Genomic DNA, 15,131 nt, shown 5'->3' on the forward strand with positions numbered 1-15,131 from the left:
CTGACGGACATGCAGCGAGTGATGTGGGCGTCGATCGCGGGCCTGTGCCTGGTGGCACTGAGCGCCTGCGTCGCGAAGTGGGAACGGCAGGACGATGTCGACCGGCCGATGAGCTGGGGCGAGCTGATCGCGCTCAAGGCACCGCCGCCGCAGCGCGACGCGCTGCCCTACGGCGGCAACGCGCCGCAGCAGTACGGCGAACTGCGCCTGCCGGCGGGGCGCGGCCCCCATCCGCTGGCGATCCTGATCCATGGCGGCTGCTGGGGCGCGGCCTACGACATCGGCTACATGCGGCCGCTCGCAGCGGCGATGAACACGCTGGGATTCGCCACCTGGCTGATCGAGTACCGCCGCGTCGGCGGCAATGACGGCGGCGGCTGGCCGACCACCTTCACCGACGTGGGCCTCGCCGCCGACTACGTGCGCGTGCTGGCCGACTACTATCCCGTCGACGCCAGCCGCGTGATCGCCGTCGGCCACTCCGCCGGCGGTCAGCTGGCCTTGTGGCTCGCCGCGCGCCGGCGCATGCCCGAGGACAGCCCGCTTCATGTCGACGATCCGCTGCCGATCCACGGCGTCGTCGGCCTGGCCGCGATCACCGACCTGGAGAGCTACCGCATCGGCCCGCGCGAGAGCTGCCACCGCATGGTCGACGAGGTCGTCGGCGGCGAACCCGAGCACGTTCCCGGCCGCTACTCGCAGCTGTCGCCGTCCGCGCTGCTGCCGCTGGGCGTCGCGCAGTGGTTCATCCACGGCGCCTACGACAGCATCGTTCCCCCGGAGACGCTGGCGCTGTATGCCGACCGCGCGCGCCGCGCCGGCGACAGCGTGGTCATCCATACCGACCCGGCCGGCGGGCACTTCGATGTCGTCGCGCCGCAGGGGCCGACCTGGGACAGCCTCGTCGTCATCCTCAACAACGCCCTGCTGCGCATGCCGCCCGCGGGCGGCGTACGACCGACCAGCCGTTGAACCGTCCGCGGCGCGTGCCGCGGCGAAACGGTATCGGCTGACATGACGCCGCCATCGGGCGGCGCGCACAATGACGGGCTGTCGATCCGGCGTCGCGCCGTTCGACCATGGACACACCCACGATCAGACCGACCGGCCGCCCGCAGATGGGCCGGCATCCCACCCGCGATGGACAACACGCTTTCCACTGCCGCGCCCGCCGGGGCCGCACGCGGCTCGCTATGGCAGGGCCTGAAGGACGCCATCCGCGGCACCGAGGCCGACTACACCCGCATTCCGCTGCGGCGCGCCGTGTTCCTGCTCGGCGTGCCGATGATGCTCGAGCTGGTCATGGAATCGACCTTCGCCGTCGCCGACATCTGGTTCGTCGGCAAGCTCGGCGCCTCCGCGGTCGCCACGGTGGGCCTGACCGAAACCTACCTGTTCCTGCTCTACGCGGTCGCGATGGGCCTGGCCACCGCCGTGACCGCGATCGTCGCGCGCCGCATCGGCGAGCACGATGCCTCGGGCGCCAGCGTCACCGCCGTGCAGGCGATCCTCATCGGCGTGCTCGTCTCGGTGCCCTTCGCCGTCGCCGGCACGATCTGGGCGCGCGAACTGCTCGCGATCATGGGTGCGGACGCCTGGGCGCTCGAACACGGCTACCGCTACATGCAGTGGATGCTCGGCAGCAACGCCGTGATCGTCCTGCTGTTCGTGATCAACGCGATCTTCCGCGGCGCCGGCGACGCGGCGATCGCGATGCGCGTGCTGCTGGTGGCCAACGGCATCAACATCGTCCTCGACCCGATGCTGATCTGCGGTTTCGGGCCGATACCGGCGATGGGCATCGAGGGCGCGGCGGTGGCGACGACGATCGGTCGCGGCACCGGCGTCGTTCTGCAGCTCTGGCTGCTGGTGCGCGGCGGCAAACACATCCGCGCGACGTTCGCGCACCTGGGCTGGAAGGCGGAGGTCGCGCTGAACATCGTGCGCACCTCGCTCGGCGGCATCGGCCAGATGATCGTCGGCATGACCTCGTGGATCTTCCTGATGCGCATCCTCGCCAGCATCGGCAGCGAGGCCGTGGCCGGCGCCACGATCACGATCCGCATCATGATGTTCACGATGATGCCGGCCTGGGGCATGTCCAACGCCGCGGCGACGCTCGTCGGCCAGAACCTCGGCGCCGGCCGGCCGGATCGCGCCGAGTCCTCGGTCTGGCAGGTGGGCGCCTACAACATGGTCTTCATGGTCGCCGTCTCGCTGCTGTTCTTCTTCTTCAACGAGCAGGTGATCGGCATCTTCAGCGACGATCCGCGCGTGATCGCCGTCGGCGCCGAATGGCTGCGCATCCTGTCGTACTCCTACTTCGTCTACGGCTGGTGGATGGTGGCGACGCAGGCCTTCAACGGCGCCGGCGACACGATGACGCCGACGAAGATCAACCTCGTGTTCTTCTGGCTGATCCAGATTCCGCTGTGCTGGGTGCTGGCGGTGCCGCTCGAGGGTCAGGCCTCGGGCGTCTTCTGGGGCGTGTTCGTGTCCGAGACCTCGGTCGGCCTGTTCACGCTGTGGCTGTTCACGCGCGGACGCTGGAAGCGCGCCCGCGTCTGAACCGCCAGCCCCATCCCCCTAGAGGGCGCGACCGTCGAAGCGGTGCACCGGCAGGGCGTCGAGATCGACGCCGTCCAGGCAGCGCACGTTGATCGCGGCCATGCGCTGACCCTTCGGATCGGTGCCCTCGCCGAACGGATGAATGCCGCAGGTGGCGCAGAAGCGGTGCCGGATCGCGTGACGGTTGAAGGTGTAGGTCGCCGCCGCGTCCTCCGGCGTCAGCAGCCGCAGCCGGTCGCGCGGCACGAACCACAGCAACGAGCCCTTGCGCTGGCAGATCGAGCAGTTGCAGGCCATCGCGCCGTCGAGATCGCCGTCGACCTCGAAGCGGATGCCGCCGCAGTGACAACTTCCGGTGTACGTCATTTAAAAAGCCCTCGTCCTGTCGTCGGGAAATGGAATACTCACGCGAGCGCGTTGCGGCGCGGCGGCAACGGCGGAAACGCCAGCGCGACCGCAACCGCCGCCAGGCCGACACCGGCCGAGCCGATGAACAGCCAGGCGTAGCTGGCGAAACGGTCGAACACCCAGCCGCCGGCGAGCGGCCCCAGCGCCATGCCGAGGCTCGACAGCATCATCGCCGCGCCGAGCACCGTGCCGAGTACGGCCTGCCCGAAGTATTCGCGCGCAAGCACCGAGTACAGCGGCATCACACCGCCGTAGGCGGCCCCGAAGATCAGCGCCAGCGCGTAGAACTCGCCGAGCCGGCCGACCGCCAGGTAGGCGGCGATGGCCAGCGCCTGCACCAGAAGTCCGGACACGAGGACGCGCTTCACGCCAAGCCGGTCCGCAAGCAGCCCGAACAGCACCCGGCCGCCGAGGCCGGCCAGCCCCTCGACGCTGTAGATGCTCACGGCGGCCATCGGCCCGATCCCGCAGGCGATCGCATAGCTGACCATGTGGAAGATCGGCCCGGCGTGCGCGGCGCAGCACATGAAGAAGGTGAGCGCGAGCACGACGAACTGCGGAGTTCCCAGCACCTGCCACGCGGACGGCTGGGCTCCGGCGCCGGGGGGCCGTGCAGCGGTGTGCGCAGCCGCCGGCGGTTGGCGGACCAGGCGTGTGGCCGGCAGCAGCAGGACCCAGGCCAGTAGGCCGATCGTCAGCATCGCCGTGCGCCAGTCGGTCGTCGTCAGCAGCCAGCGCGCGAACGGCGACACCGTCAGCGGCGCCATACCCATGCCCACCGAGACGAGCGACACGGCCAGCGCGCGCTGGCGCTCGAACCAGGCGGTCGTCAGCGCCATCATGGGTGCGAAGAATGCGCTCGCCGACAGACCCACGAGCACCCCGTAGGTCCATTGGAATGCCGACAACGATTCGGCCCGGCTGGCGAGGACCAGCGCCAGTCCGAGCAGGCCGGACCCGCAGGTGACGACGAGACGCACACCGTAGCGGTCGCTGATGACGCCCCAGCCCAGGTTGCCGATGGCCATCACCAGGAAGTTGACCGTCATCGCCGCGGAGATGCCGGTGCGCGACCAGCCGGTCTGTGTTGCCATCGGCTCGAGGAACACCGCCAGCGAAAACATGGTGCCAATGGCGATGCAGCCCATCAGGCCGCCTGCGACCACGATCATCCAGCGATACGGATGTTCCATCGTTGCCGTGCCCCCGGAATCAGACACCCCGCGCATGCCGATGATGCGCCACCAGCGCGTTGGCGTGTCCGTGGCCGATGCCGTGCTCGCGCTTCAGGAACGCCACCTGTTCCATGTGCGCGCACCCGGCGACGGTGTCGAGCAGGCCCAGCCAGTGCGCGACCGGCTTGCCGTAAGTCCTTTCGATCGACGGAAAGTACGACGCCGGTCCCTTGATCTTCTCTGCCACGCTCATTCTCCGCTGCAGCCCGCCGGCCGTGTCAGCCGCGCGCAGCCACCTCAAGGGCGGCCACGTCGAACTTTTTCATCTTCAGGAAGGCCCGGGTCACGCGCGCGATCCGCTGCTCGTCGTTCGAGCGCATCACCTCGTCGAGCAGCATCGGCGTGATCTGCCACGACAGGCCGTAGCGATCCTTGCACCAGCCGCACTGCTCGGCCTGCGGCACCGTCGAGAGCTGCGACCAGTAGCGGTCGATCCCGGCCTGGTCACGGCAGGCGACGAGGAAGGAGACCGCCTCGTTGAAGCCGAAACCGTGGTCATGCGCGCTGTCCATCGCGCCGATCCAGGTGTCGCCCAGGCGAAAGTCCGAGTACATGAGCGTGCCTTCGCGATCCGGCGCCATGCCGGCGGGATAGCGCACGGTCTGCCCTGCCTGCGAGCCCTCGAAGAGTCCGCGGTAGAAGATGCCGGCCTCCTCGGCCTTGCCGCAATGCTCGCCGGTGAACATCAGCAGCGGCAGGATCGGCGGCGGCGGCCGCCCGGACGGCGCACAGAGGTTCAGTTGCCAGCTCAGTCCATAGCGATCCCTGATCCAGCCGTAGCGGGGACGGAAGGGATAGGCATCCAGCGGCATCAGCGCCTCGCCGCCGTCGGCGAGCGCGGACCACAGCGTGTCGAGCCGGTCGCGCGCATGGGCGTCGCGTTGCGGATCGAAGTTGAGCAGGAACGACACCGACGGATTGAATGTGAAGTACGGTCCCGCGGAGATCGCCTTGAACGGCAGACCGGCGAGCTCGAACGACGCGATGTCGCAGTCGCCGGACGGCGTCGCGCGCAGCACCGAGCGATGCGTGATGCGCGCATCCGGCATCACCGAGCAATAGAACCGGGCGGCCTCGATCGCCTGGGTGTCGAACCACAGATGGGGCGTGATCAGCGACATGCGGCACTCCGGCGGGACCCGTCCCGCGGTCTTTCCCTTCTGGTCGAACGGCCCTGCGGCGAATCGACAGGCCCTCAGTCGCCGTCGAGAAAAGCCTCGATCAACCCGGCCGTCAGCGCCGGCATCGGCCCGGGCCCCTGCGGCATGACGGCCTCGCCGAGCCAGTCGCCATGACCGCCGGGCAGCACCAGCAGGCGGGCGTTGTCCATCATCCGCGTCAGTTCGACCGCGTGCTCCAGGGTCACGATGTCGCGATCGCCGAGCACGATCAGCGTCGGTGCCCCCACCGAACGGACCAGCGCATCCGGCACGTCGCGGAAATCGCGCATGCGCGCGGCGTCCTTGTCGTGCATCTCGCGCAGTGCCTGCTCGTCCGGGTTCACGCGCAGGAAGGCGTCCTTGAGCGGCTGCGGCATGTTCGAGAAATCCGCCTGCGCCATGTACGCCCAGAACTCCGGCGGTGCACCGCCGCGGCGGGTCATCGACGATGCGAACACCAGCTTGCGCACGCGCGCCGGATGGCGGATCGCCACCTGCAGCGCCACGCTGGCGCCGTTGCTGAAGCCGAAGACATCGGCCTGTCCAATGTGCAGATGCGCCAGCAGCGCCGCCACGTCGTCTGCCGAGGTCTCGAAGCGGACCGGACCGTCGCGCTGGGTCGTGCGTCCATGACCCTGCTCCTCGACCGCGAGGACCCGCCGGTGCTGCGCGAACAGTGGCAGCACCTGCGAGAAGCTCACGTCGATGGTCGAGCCGCCGCCGTGCAGCAGCACCAGCGGCACACCGTCGGCAGCGTCCTGCGCCGGGCCGTGCAGCTCGTAGTACATGCGGATGCCATTGACCGGTGCATGTCCGCGGTCGATCAGGCGCGTTGTCGTCGGGCTCACGGGTTCTCCATCGGCAGGGACGGCGGCGCAGGCGCCCAGCGCCAAAGCACAGCCGGCAAGCAGCAGCAGGCGAAAGCGGTGACGCATCGGTGCGGCCTCGTTCTCAGGGGGCTCGTGCATGGTCGAACGCCGCGGCCCGGAATCGACAACCGCGTTCGTGTCAGTCGACGGCAGCCGCAGCGGCGACGAAGATCGCCGAAGCCGGCGGGCCGTCATCGGCGTGACGCGGTTCGTGCAGCGCGACCCGCTCGAAGCCGCAATCGGCCAGCAGGCGTTGCCAGCCCTCGATCGTGCGGAAGTACCACGGCGCCGGATCGTCGAAGTCGCCGTCGATGCCGGCCCAGGTGCCGTCGCGCCAGCCATCGAGGTACGGGGCCTCGCCACCGGCCGCGCGCGGATGCAGGGTCTGGATCACGAGTGCGCCGCCCGGCGCCAGCAGACGCGGCGTGATCTGCAGTGCCGTGCGCACCGAGGCATCGCCGAACAGCGCGAAATTGCTGACGACGACGTCGTAGGCCGGCGCGCCGGCGAGCGTCGCGAGACCGGCGTAGTCGACGACCTCGAAGCGCGCGCCGCCGGCGGCTCTCGCCGCCTCGATCAGCTCCGGTGACCCGTCCACGCCGAGCACCTCGATGCCTTGCGCGGCGAGCCGGCGCGCGAGCCAGCCCTCGCCGCAGCCGAGATCGAGCACGCGGCCGGGCCGGCGGGCCAGCACGGCATCGACGATCGCGGCATCGGTCACACGCCGGCTGTCGATGCGCCGCTCGCGCACGACACGGGTCCACGGCGCCGCATTGCGGCGCCAGGAGGCGACGATGCGCGCCTCGGCCTCAGCCGCGTCCATCGCGCGCCGGGCGCGTCCGCAGCAGCAGGTAGACCGCGAATCCGGTCGCGACACCGGGCGCGACGCCGAGCACCAGCGCGATCCAGCCGTGGCGCACGCCGGCGCTGCGCGCCTCGTGCACCACCCAGACGGCGAGCACGCACCAGCACAGGATGGCGTCGAGCGCGTAACCCGAGGCGTACGGGTTGACGAAGCCGGCGGCGAAGGCGCCGATGATGTCCGGATCCTGCAGCAGCGGCGGCAGCACCATGACCGCGAAGGCGACGGCGAAGCCGCCGCCGAGCAGGATCAACAGCAGACGATAGACCGCCAGGGGCATGACCGGCTCTCCGGGGATGTATGGATTGTCAGGACGGATCGTCGTCGTCGCCGGCGTCCAGCCAGCCGTACTCCCAGCGCCACGGCATGCGCGTCTCGCCGAGGATCTCCGTCACCAGTTGCGGGTAGATCCGCTCGGCGCGCACGTCGTTGGACATCAGCACGGCGCAGCGCCGTCCGGTCTCCAGGCAGACGACGATGTTGCCCGTCCATTCGTTGTGCCCGCCCTTGAAGAAGGCCGGGCCGCTGTCGTCCTCGAACACCACCAGCCCGAGGCCGGCGGCGAGGCCGATGTCCCGGTTGCGCGCATCCTCGGCCGGGTCCAGCGTCGGGAACTGATGCCGCGAGCCGATGGGCCACGCCGGGCGCACGAGCGCGGCGCGGCTGCGCTTGTCGAGCCCGTCGCCGCGCACGATCGCTGCCCACATCCGCGCCTGATCGGCGATGGTGGTGTCCATCGAGCCGGCGGCGCTGACCCGCGAGCGCTCGTCGTGCGGTTCCATGCTGCCGTCCAGCGCATAGCCGTCGGCGAGGTTGTCGGCGAAGTCCTCGCGCCACTGCATGCTGGTGTGCCGCATGCCGAAGCGGTCGAAGATGCGCGTCTGCATCTCGGCGCCCACGTCGAGCCCCAGCCCTTCCTCGAGCACGAGCTGCAGGATGTAGTACCCCTCGCCCGAGTAGCCGTAACGCGTGCCGGGATCGTGGTGGAAGCGCAGCTTGCCGTCGTCCTCCAGCCAGCGGAAGTTGGCCATCCCGGATGTGTGGCTCAGTAGCATGCGCGGCGTCAGCTGTCGCCAGCGCTCGTCGTCGGCCAGATCGGCGAAGGCCTCGTACTCGGGCAGGGCCTGCGGCAGCAGCTCGGCAATCGGCGTATCCAGATCGAGCCGTCCCTCCTCGGCGAGCTGCAGCACCATGTAGGCAAAGGCGGTCTTGGTCAGCGAGGCGCCGTACATGATGGTGTCCGGCGTCAGCGGCAGCGCCTTCTCGACATTGCGGTAGCCGTAGCTCGCCACGTAGGTGACGCGGCCGTCGTCGATCACCGCGAGCGCCAGTCCGTTCACGCCTTCCCGCTGCATCAGCTCGCGTGCCCGCGTATCGACACGAGCGATGCCGGACGGCGGCGAGGCCGCGGCACCCAGTGCCGCCAGCAGTTCCGCTTCCGTGTCGCGCGACCACGGTCCGCGACCGCGCCAGATCACGCGATGCTGCGCATCGAGCAGCAGCAGGTACGCCGCGTCCTCGTCCTGTGCATCGAAGCCGGTGATGCGCTTCCACGCGTCGATGTCCGTGCTCGCCACCAGCGAGCGCGCGTGCATCGGCTGCGGCACGGCGCTGCGGATACGGCTGACGATGAACCCGCGCAGCAGCACGGGCACGTCGAGCACCACCACCTGGCGCACCGAGGCCGCCACCTTGCCGCGGGTGCCGGTCATGCGCCGCATCCACGGCTCGGTCTGTTCGCGCGAATCGCGCGAGAAACCCACGATCAGCAGTTGCGGGCGCGGCAGCAGGTCGGCGGGGAGCTGCAGGGTCTTGCCGCTCAGCGATTCCACCGCCAGCGACGGCAGCTCGTCCTGCGCCGACGCCAGCACCGCCCACAGACCCAGGAAACCCGCCAGCCACCATCCACGCCGCACGCCTTATCTCCTCAACAGGACCACGATGCCCGCGCCTACCATAACCACGGACGCGATCCGGTTCATCCACAAGCCGGCTCCGCGCCCGAGCCAGGCGCCGGCGCGGTGCGCCGCCCAGGCGTAGATCAGCTTGACGCCACCGACGGCGAGCAGCGCGATCAGGCCGATCATCGCGGCGTCGGAAACGGACATCTCGGACAAATCGAGAAACGCGGGGAAGAAGCCGAGGTAGAACAGCACGGCCTTCTGGTCCGCCAGCGTGATCAGCAGGCCGGTCATGAAGCTCGACCAACCGGAACCGGCCGCGGCGGCGGTCCCGGCAGCCGACCGTCCGGCAGCGCGCCAGACGACCACGCCCAGCCACAGCAGATAGAGCCCGCCGGCGTAGCGCACGAGCACGAAGGCCTCGCCCATCGCCTCCGCCAGCATCGCCAGGCCGAAGATCGCCAACGCGATGAAGACCAGGTCGCCGGCAACCACGCCCAGCGAGGTCAGCGCGCCGTGGCGAAAGCCACCGCTCGCGGCGCGCGCGGTCACCGCCAGCACGCTCACGCTCGGCATCGCGGCCAGCACTGCCATCGAGGCGAACAGCGCCGCCACCGTCGCCAGCGACAAACTCAGGTCCATCGGTCACGCGCTCCGTGCGTCGGGAACGTGCGCGATCCTAACCGGGAGCCCCGTCGCGCGGGAACGCCGTTCGGGCAGCCAAGCCGAGACGCGCCGGCGTCAAGTCGCGTAGTGACGCTCGATGCGGGCCACTTCCACCGAGTACGAGGCATACCACCGCTCCCGGCCCTGCCGCTGCGCCGCCAGGTGCGCCGGATGCTGCTTCCATGCGCGGATGTCGTCCTCGCTGTGCCAGTACGACAAGGCGATCTCCGAGTCCCCTTCCGTCACCGCCTCGAAGGCGATGCAGTTGAACTGCTCGATCGCCAGCTGCCGCATGGCCTGTGCGGTTGCCGCGTAATCGGCGTCCAGCGCCCGTATCCGGGCCTTGAAGATCACCACGACCATGCGCCGTTCTCCTGATGCGTTGCGTATCGACCCATCGCCTTCTGCGTGTCCCATGAAACGGTACGTCTGCCCGACCGCTCCCCGGCTTCAGACCTTGCGGCCAGCCGTCGCGCCGCTCACCGCGTGACCCAGCCGCCGCAGACCGGAAACACCTGTCCGACGAAGCAGGCTGCGGCGTCGCTGCACAGGTAGGCGGCGAACAGCGCATCCTCGCGCGCCGACACCAGGCGGCCGAGCGGCACCTCGCGCGCCAGCCGCGCCTGGAACCGCGGATTGGCCTGGACCTCCGGGGGAAAGTAGGTCGGGTTGTCGACGAAGTTCTGCGCGATCGCGTTGAGCTGCACGTTCTGCGGCGCGAGCTCGACGCCGGCCGCCTGCACATAGGCCAGCTGCGCCCCGCGGGCCGCGCTGTAGGTCGAGGCGCGCTTCATCCCGCGCAGCGCCGAGGCGCTGCCGACGACGAGAATCCGGCCGCCGCCTCGCGCCACCATGTCCCGGGCGGCCGTTCGTACCAGCCGCGGCAGCGGGTCGACCAGCGCGGCGAATACCGTGCGCCACTCGTCGTCGTCGACCTCGATGGCCGGCGTCGTCGGCGCCGCGAGCGCCAGGTTGACCACGAGCACGTCGATGGGACCCGCCTCGGCCACGATCCGCTCCGCGGCACCGGGGGCGGCCAGCGAATCGGCGTTCGCGATCAGCTGTGCACCCTGCTCGGCGAACACCTCGCACAGGGCAGGCCCCATGAAGGCATCGGCCTGGGTGATCAGGACGCGTTTTGCCACGAGCGTCTGGTGCATGTGCCGTTCTCCGCAGGCGTGATCGGACGCGGCGCATTGTGCCGGCGGCGCACCGCCGACGCCAAAGCGATATCGCGCGCGCGAAATTCGCGCACGCTAGCGCGGTGGGTCCGCGGACTGTGCCGCCGCGCTGCAGTCGCGGTAGCTCGGGTGCGAGTCGCCCACCCAGTAGCACCGCTCCCGCCCCACCGCGAGCACCGCCGGCGGCAGGCCGTCGATGGCAACGGTCACCGACTGCGGATGCGCCGCCGGCAGGCCGAAGCGGTAGACCGCCTCGTCGCCCTGCGCGCGGCGATCCAGCAACGCCAGTTCGGCGCCGTCCGCCAGCAGCCGCACGCCGGCCTCGCCATCGATCCGCGCCGGCGGCTGCGCAGTCAGCACCACCGTCAGCTCCCTGCCCGGATAGGGGCTCGGAATCAGCGGCAGCGGCATCGGCCCCACCCACCACCAGTGCGGCCACAATCCCAGCACCGAGAACTGCACCGTTCCGCGCTCGCCGTGCAGGACGAACGGATTGCCGCCCTCCGGCGAGGTCCATGCGCCCGAGCGACTCTGGTACACCGGCAGGGTGCTCACGCCGGCACAGCCGCCGAGCACCGTACAGGCCAGGAGCACGGCAGCGCGCATCGTCATTCCGGAAACCCCGGGAAGCCCGGCACGTCCGCCAGGTCGCGGGCCCACGTGGCCCGGCTGGCAGTGAACAGGTGCGCGGTCGGCCGCAGGCTGGGCTCGTCATCCAGGCTGCCTGCCGGCACGACCAGCAGCGCGCCGTCCATCTGCAGGTTCGGCAGGGCCGAGCCGCAGACCGAGCAGAAGGCCTTGCCGTGGCGCGTGGACGGCAGCGTGAACCGCGTGACCCGGTCCTCGCCGGACAGCCACGTCAACCTGCCTCCCGGGGCGAACAGGTTCGCGGCATGCGCCGAGCCGGTGTCCTTGCGGCAATGGGTGCAATGACACAGGTAGAAGCTGCGGAACTCGGCGTCGATCTCGAACCGCACCGCCGTACACAGACAAGACCCGGAATACCTGCTCACGCTGTCCGCTCCTTCGCGGCGACGCCGCTGTCCTGATCCCATCCGCGCCTGACGCATCCGGTCTTGCGCCGGCGCGCTGCAGAGACGCGAACCGGGCCGCCGAAGACAGCCGATCCGGCCGTCGCCGCGCCGGCAATGGCCGTCATGTTCTTCGCCATGCCGTCCACTAGGCCCGATCGAAGATCGGATGCTCTTCGGTCAGAAAGATCGTCGAGTTCGCCAGGTCGATGAACGCCTGCTCATCCTCAAGCAGCCGCCGGTGCGCCGCCTGCCCTTCCGGCGTGTTCATCCCGGCGACGAGATCCTCGATGCTGTCCCACCACACCTCGGTGATCCCGTCGTAAGGCGCCTGCATGCCGCGCGATTGCACGAACTGCCCGTTGAGCGGCGTATCGAGCGTGTGGCTCTGCACGTAGCGCCGGGCGTTGATCGCTTCCGCAAGCTCCTTCACCAGCGGCGCATGCGCGAGCCAGCGCGCGTAGAAGTCCTTCGGCGAAAAATCGGGACGGCGGCGGATGGCGTAGACGAGCTTGATCATGGCGGTTCTCCTCTCTTGCAGTGTTGCGGCGGAACTCGGTGTGCGCTGGCCGTCCGCGGCTCACGCGCAGCCGGTCCTGGACAGCGGCTCCGCGATGGTCCGTACGCCGCTCAGCAGCGGCCGGCCTCGATGAGCTTGTCCAGGCACGGTGTCAGGGATCGCGACAACAGGCGCCACCCGTCCTCGTCCTTGACCCAGGTGCTCAGATACTTGAGCGGCCCCCAGCGACCGACCGGGCGCATCGTCCCGTCGATATCCAGCCGCCCGCTGACGATGGCGACGTTCCGGTGGAACACCACCTCCGTCCCGGACAGGCTCACGTCCGCCGCGTCCCAGTTGTCCACGCCCGCGATCGCGGCCTGCTTGCCTTCGATCAGACCGCCCGGTGCGAGCACTCTCAGGTTCTCCGCCGCGAGCGCCGTCACGACGCCGGGGTCCCTGTCGACGATCATCAAACGCGCCAGGCGTTCGTTCAGCGTCAGCAAGGTCTGCGCGTCCTCGTCGGTCAGCATGACGACCACCGGCGACGCGGCGCAGGCCGTGAGGCCGAGCAACGTCGCTGCGAGTAGCGTGGCGATGAAGCTGTGCATGACTCTCTCTTTCGGAATGTCGGGGGCGAACCGCCGTGGACTCGAAGCGTACAGGGGGACGGCGCGCCGATTCAGGCCATCGCCGCTCCAACCGTCTGTCGCACCGGTATTCCGCGAGGATCGAACGCCTCGAGACAGAAGACGTTGATGCCGAGGTAGTCCGGCGTAACCCGCTTGCGGTGGAACGGATAGATGCCGCAGACCTTGCAGAAATAGTGGCGCGCGGTGTTCGTGTGGAAGCGGTATTCCGTCAGCGAGTCGCTCCCCGCCAGCAGCTCGAAGTGGCTTTCGTGGACCCTGACCATCAAGGCGTTCTTGCGGCGGCAGATCGAACAGTCGCATGTCGTCAGCTCCGGAGCGTCCGTCTCGATCCGAAAGCGCACCGCTCCGCAGTGACAACTGCCCAGGTACTTCCTTGTAGTGCGCTCGGACATTGTCAGCCTTTTCTGCAGATGTCACGTTCCGCAGTTCTCATGCGATCGAGCAGGTCGGCCCGACGTGACGGTCCGGTCTCGTTTTACGAACCGCCGGCGCTCAGCGGCGCGCCTTGTGGGGCGTTACTGCTTCCCGCCCGAACCGGGTTTCTGTTCGCGCTTCTTCTTCGTACGAGCTGAGAATACACCTGCGGCAATGATGATTAGAACAACGACGACAGCGCCTGCGGTGCCCATGGTGTTACCCCCAGTTGTTCAAAACCCCAGTTCCATTCTGTGACGCCCAACGCCCCACTTCACCTGCGGCCGCGCTGCCGCGAAGCTGCGGCGTGGACGTCGGGTGGAAGTGACTGTTGGGCCTCATCTCGACGACTCCACTGCTTCTATTGCTTGCCTCATTTGAACCCGAAAGCCTTCGACGTTGAAGCCGCCCAATTGCTTTTGTCTCTTTTCCAGCACAGCAGTGGATTCGTATATCAGCTCCATGAGGTACCGGCTGACCTTCTCTGGAGCAACCGCCGCCAGCGCGAAGTAATCCGGACGAACCGAGTAATGACCAACGTTGTGGTACTCAGCCTTTGGCAGCTCTGCTGCAAGCGATCTCGGCGACACGCGCTTTTGAAACCTGAAACTCCAGGCGGAGCGCCGATCTGCATCACTTGGAACAAGTTCAAGCTCGACCCACAAATGCTCTATGTTGCCCCCGTACTCGCCTGAAACAGCCGCGCTCAATTGCCGGAGCGGCGCATGCATTGCCTCTGCAATGTGTGCCGTGCCCTGATCCCGCTTCGGTGCTGAAATTACGACCTTCATCGCTTTGAGGCCCAACGCCCCAGTTCACCCGACACCCCGGCTGGAGCGGCGTAGCCGCGGAGGCTGGGGCGTCGGGTGAAACTGATGGTTGGGCCGGTACGCCACTACTTGGCTGATGTCATCGCTTGACTCACGTACGCCAGTGAATCCGCGAGTAGATCGTCAGCCTGCCCATAAAGCCGATTGTCGATGGGGCGAACGTTAATGAAGTGCTCGAAGCGCGCGAATTCTTGGGGACCCAGCGGGATGACGCCGTCGCTGGTTCGGATTGAGTTCGGCGAGACCTTCAGCTTCTCTATGCTTTCAGATGTGCCGATTAGCACGGTATAAACCGATTCTGCGGGCGCCTCATCAGAAGCCAAGGTAGGCTCCGCTTGAAGCTTCTGGAGCAGAAAAGCCGCCAACTCTTCACCCATAGTGACGAGGTCGGGCGACGTTCCATACCAGAGCCCTTGACCTTCCCACACTACTGCAGTGCGCGAACCTGCCGAACCTGCAGCGCAAACAAGGGAAGAGAAGCACACGCACAAGCCGACCATTGATGCTGTAAATGCTTTACGTATCTTCACTGGTTACCTCCTTTGAGTTCACAACGAACAAGTGTGCTACTGAAGATTCCCCTCGGAGCAGAGTCGATCTGTCTTTAGACCTAACGCCGCGCTTCAGCCACGTATCTGCCGCCGCTAAGCGGCGGCGAATGCGTCGGCCGGATGCACTTGTTGGGCGGCACCGAGTTCAAAGCGGCAATCCCATAACACGATCTCGCTGTCGATCACGGCCGAGAACGAATTCATGGTTTGGAGTTGACCCGTTCTCGCGGACACCTGATCTTTTGAGAGAAGGAGTCCGATATGCCCAAGAGTCGAGCGCCGTACCCGGCGGATTTTCGCCAA

Annotated in this window: 22 protein-coding genes; 2 read left to right on the forward strand and 20 right to left on the reverse strand. The window is 68.2% G+C overall.

Going from position 1 to position 15,131, the window contains the following annotated elements:
- Window positions 1-9 precede the first annotated feature (9 nt).
- A complete protein-coding gene (locus C8D93_RS13725; RefSeq protein ID WP_110265766.1) occupies window positions 10-972 on the forward strand; it encodes an alpha/beta hydrolase family protein in 963 nt (320 codons plus the stop codon).
- Between the two features lie 168 nt (window positions 973-1,140).
- Complete coding sequence (locus C8D93_RS13730) at window positions 1,141-2,568, forward strand: MATE family efflux transporter (RefSeq protein ID WP_110265767.1); 1,428 nt, start codon at window positions 1,141-1,143, stop codon at window positions 2,566-2,568.
- Between the two features lie 18 nt (window positions 2,569-2,586).
- Here the strand turns inward: C8D93_RS13730 and C8D93_RS13735 are convergent, their stop codons facing one another.
- The 20 genes from C8D93_RS13735 to C8D93_RS20975 all read right to left on the reverse strand — a co-directional run.
- Window positions 2,587-2,934 carry a GFA family protein gene (locus tag C8D93_RS13735; RefSeq protein WP_110265768.1) on the reverse strand — a complete coding sequence of 116 codons (348 nt, stop codon included), beginning with the start codon at window positions 2,932-2,934 and terminating at the stop codon, window positions 2,587-2,589.
- Window positions 2,935-2,972: 38 nt separating this feature from the next.
- Complete coding sequence (locus C8D93_RS13740) at window positions 2,973-4,169, reverse strand: MFS transporter (RefSeq protein ID WP_110265769.1); 1,197 nt, start codon at window positions 4,167-4,169, stop codon at window positions 2,973-2,975.
- A gap of 19 nt (window positions 4,170-4,188) precedes the next feature.
- A complete protein-coding gene (locus C8D93_RS13745) occupies window positions 4,189-4,404 on the reverse strand; it encodes a DUF4287 domain-containing protein (RefSeq protein WP_110265770.1) in 216 nt (71 codons plus the stop codon).
- Between the two features lie 25 nt (window positions 4,405-4,429).
- Window positions 4,430-5,332 carry a VOC family protein gene (locus C8D93_RS13750; RefSeq protein ID WP_110265771.1) on the reverse strand — a complete coding sequence of 301 codons (903 nt, stop codon included), beginning with the start codon at window positions 5,330-5,332 and terminating at the stop codon, window positions 4,430-4,432.
- 74 nt (window positions 5,333-5,406) lie between these two features.
- Window positions 5,407-6,339, reverse strand: a complete 933-nt coding sequence (locus C8D93_RS13755; RefSeq protein WP_211307347.1) for an alpha/beta fold hydrolase — start codon at window positions 6,337-6,339, stop codon at window positions 5,407-5,409.
- A 40-nt stretch (window positions 6,340-6,379) separates the two neighbouring features.
- A complete protein-coding gene (locus C8D93_RS13760; RefSeq protein ID WP_110265772.1) occupies window positions 6,380-7,063 on the reverse strand; it encodes a class I SAM-dependent methyltransferase in 684 nt (227 codons plus the stop codon).
- Window positions 7,050-7,382, reverse strand: a complete 333-nt coding sequence (locus C8D93_RS13765; RefSeq protein WP_110265773.1) for a DUF2834 domain-containing protein — start codon at window positions 7,380-7,382, stop codon at window positions 7,050-7,052. The genes C8D93_RS13760 and C8D93_RS13765 overlap by 14 nt, the downstream gene beginning before the upstream one ends.
- Window positions 7,383-7,410: 28 nt before the next feature.
- Window positions 7,411-9,018, reverse strand: a complete 1,608-nt coding sequence (locus C8D93_RS13770; RefSeq protein ID WP_211307348.1) for a serine hydrolase domain-containing protein — start codon at window positions 9,016-9,018, stop codon at window positions 7,411-7,413.
- A gap of 3 nt (window positions 9,019-9,021) precedes the next feature.
- On the reverse strand, window positions 9,022-9,645 hold the full coding sequence (locus C8D93_RS13775) for a LysE family translocator (protein WP_110265774.1): 624 nt from the start codon (window positions 9,643-9,645) through the stop codon (window positions 9,022-9,024).
- A 99-nt stretch (window positions 9,646-9,744) separates the two neighbouring features.
- On the reverse strand, window positions 9,745-10,032 hold the full coding sequence (locus tag C8D93_RS13780) for an antibiotic biosynthesis monooxygenase family protein (RefSeq protein ID WP_110265775.1): 288 nt from the start codon (window positions 10,030-10,032) through the stop codon (window positions 9,745-9,747).
- Between the two features lie 116 nt (window positions 10,033-10,148).
- On the reverse strand, window positions 10,149-10,829 hold the full coding sequence (locus tag C8D93_RS13785) for an SDR family oxidoreductase (RefSeq protein WP_110265776.1): 681 nt from the start codon (window positions 10,827-10,829) through the stop codon (window positions 10,149-10,151).
- A 96-nt stretch (window positions 10,830-10,925) separates the two neighbouring features.
- Window positions 10,926-11,462, reverse strand: a complete 537-nt coding sequence (locus tag C8D93_RS13790) for a hypothetical protein (RefSeq protein WP_110265777.1) — start codon at window positions 11,460-11,462, stop codon at window positions 10,926-10,928.
- Entirely contained in the window at window positions 11,459-11,863 is a 405-nt protein-coding gene (locus tag C8D93_RS13795; protein ID WP_110265778.1) for a GFA family protein, read from the reverse strand. The genes C8D93_RS13790 and C8D93_RS13795 overlap by 4 nt, the downstream gene beginning before the upstream one ends.
- Window positions 11,860-12,021 (reverse strand): hypothetical protein, encoded by a 162-nt coding sequence (locus C8D93_RS20730; protein WP_170124030.1) that lies wholly within the window; start codon window positions 12,019-12,021, stop codon window positions 11,860-11,862. The genes C8D93_RS13795 and C8D93_RS20730 overlap by 4 nt, the downstream gene beginning before the upstream one ends.
- A gap of 8 nt (window positions 12,022-12,029) precedes the next feature.
- Window positions 12,030-12,401, reverse strand: a complete 372-nt coding sequence (locus C8D93_RS13800; protein ID WP_110265779.1) for an EthD domain-containing protein — start codon at window positions 12,399-12,401, stop codon at window positions 12,030-12,032.
- A 110-nt stretch (window positions 12,402-12,511) separates the two neighbouring features.
- A complete protein-coding gene (locus tag C8D93_RS13805) occupies window positions 12,512-12,991 on the reverse strand; it encodes a nuclear transport factor 2 family protein (protein ID WP_110265780.1) in 480 nt (159 codons plus the stop codon).
- Between the two features lie 71 nt (window positions 12,992-13,062).
- Window positions 13,063-13,425, reverse strand: coding sequence for a GFA family protein (locus tag C8D93_RS21235; RefSeq protein WP_110265781.1), 363 nt, complete (start codon window positions 13,423-13,425; stop codon window positions 13,063-13,065).
- 360 nt (window positions 13,426-13,785) lie between these two features.
- Window positions 13,786-14,253 carry a hypothetical protein gene (locus tag C8D93_RS20430; RefSeq protein WP_146216610.1) on the reverse strand — a complete coding sequence of 156 codons (468 nt, stop codon included), beginning with the start codon at window positions 14,251-14,253 and terminating at the stop codon, window positions 13,786-13,788.
- An 89-nt stretch (window positions 14,254-14,342) separates the two neighbouring features.
- Window positions 14,343-14,807, reverse strand: coding sequence for a hypothetical protein (locus tag C8D93_RS13815; RefSeq protein WP_146216611.1), 465 nt, complete (start codon window positions 14,805-14,807; stop codon window positions 14,343-14,345).
- 114 nt (window positions 14,808-14,921) lie between these two features.
- Window positions 14,922-15,131: hypothetical protein (locus C8D93_RS20975; RefSeq protein ID WP_211307350.1), on the reverse strand; the 210-nt coding region annotated here is incomplete at its 5' end.

Origin of the sequence: Sinimarinibacterium flocculans (assembly GCF_003201205.1) — a bacterium.
GTDB lineage: Bacteria > Pseudomonadota > Gammaproteobacteria > Nevskiales > Nevskiaceae > Solimonas > Solimonas flocculans.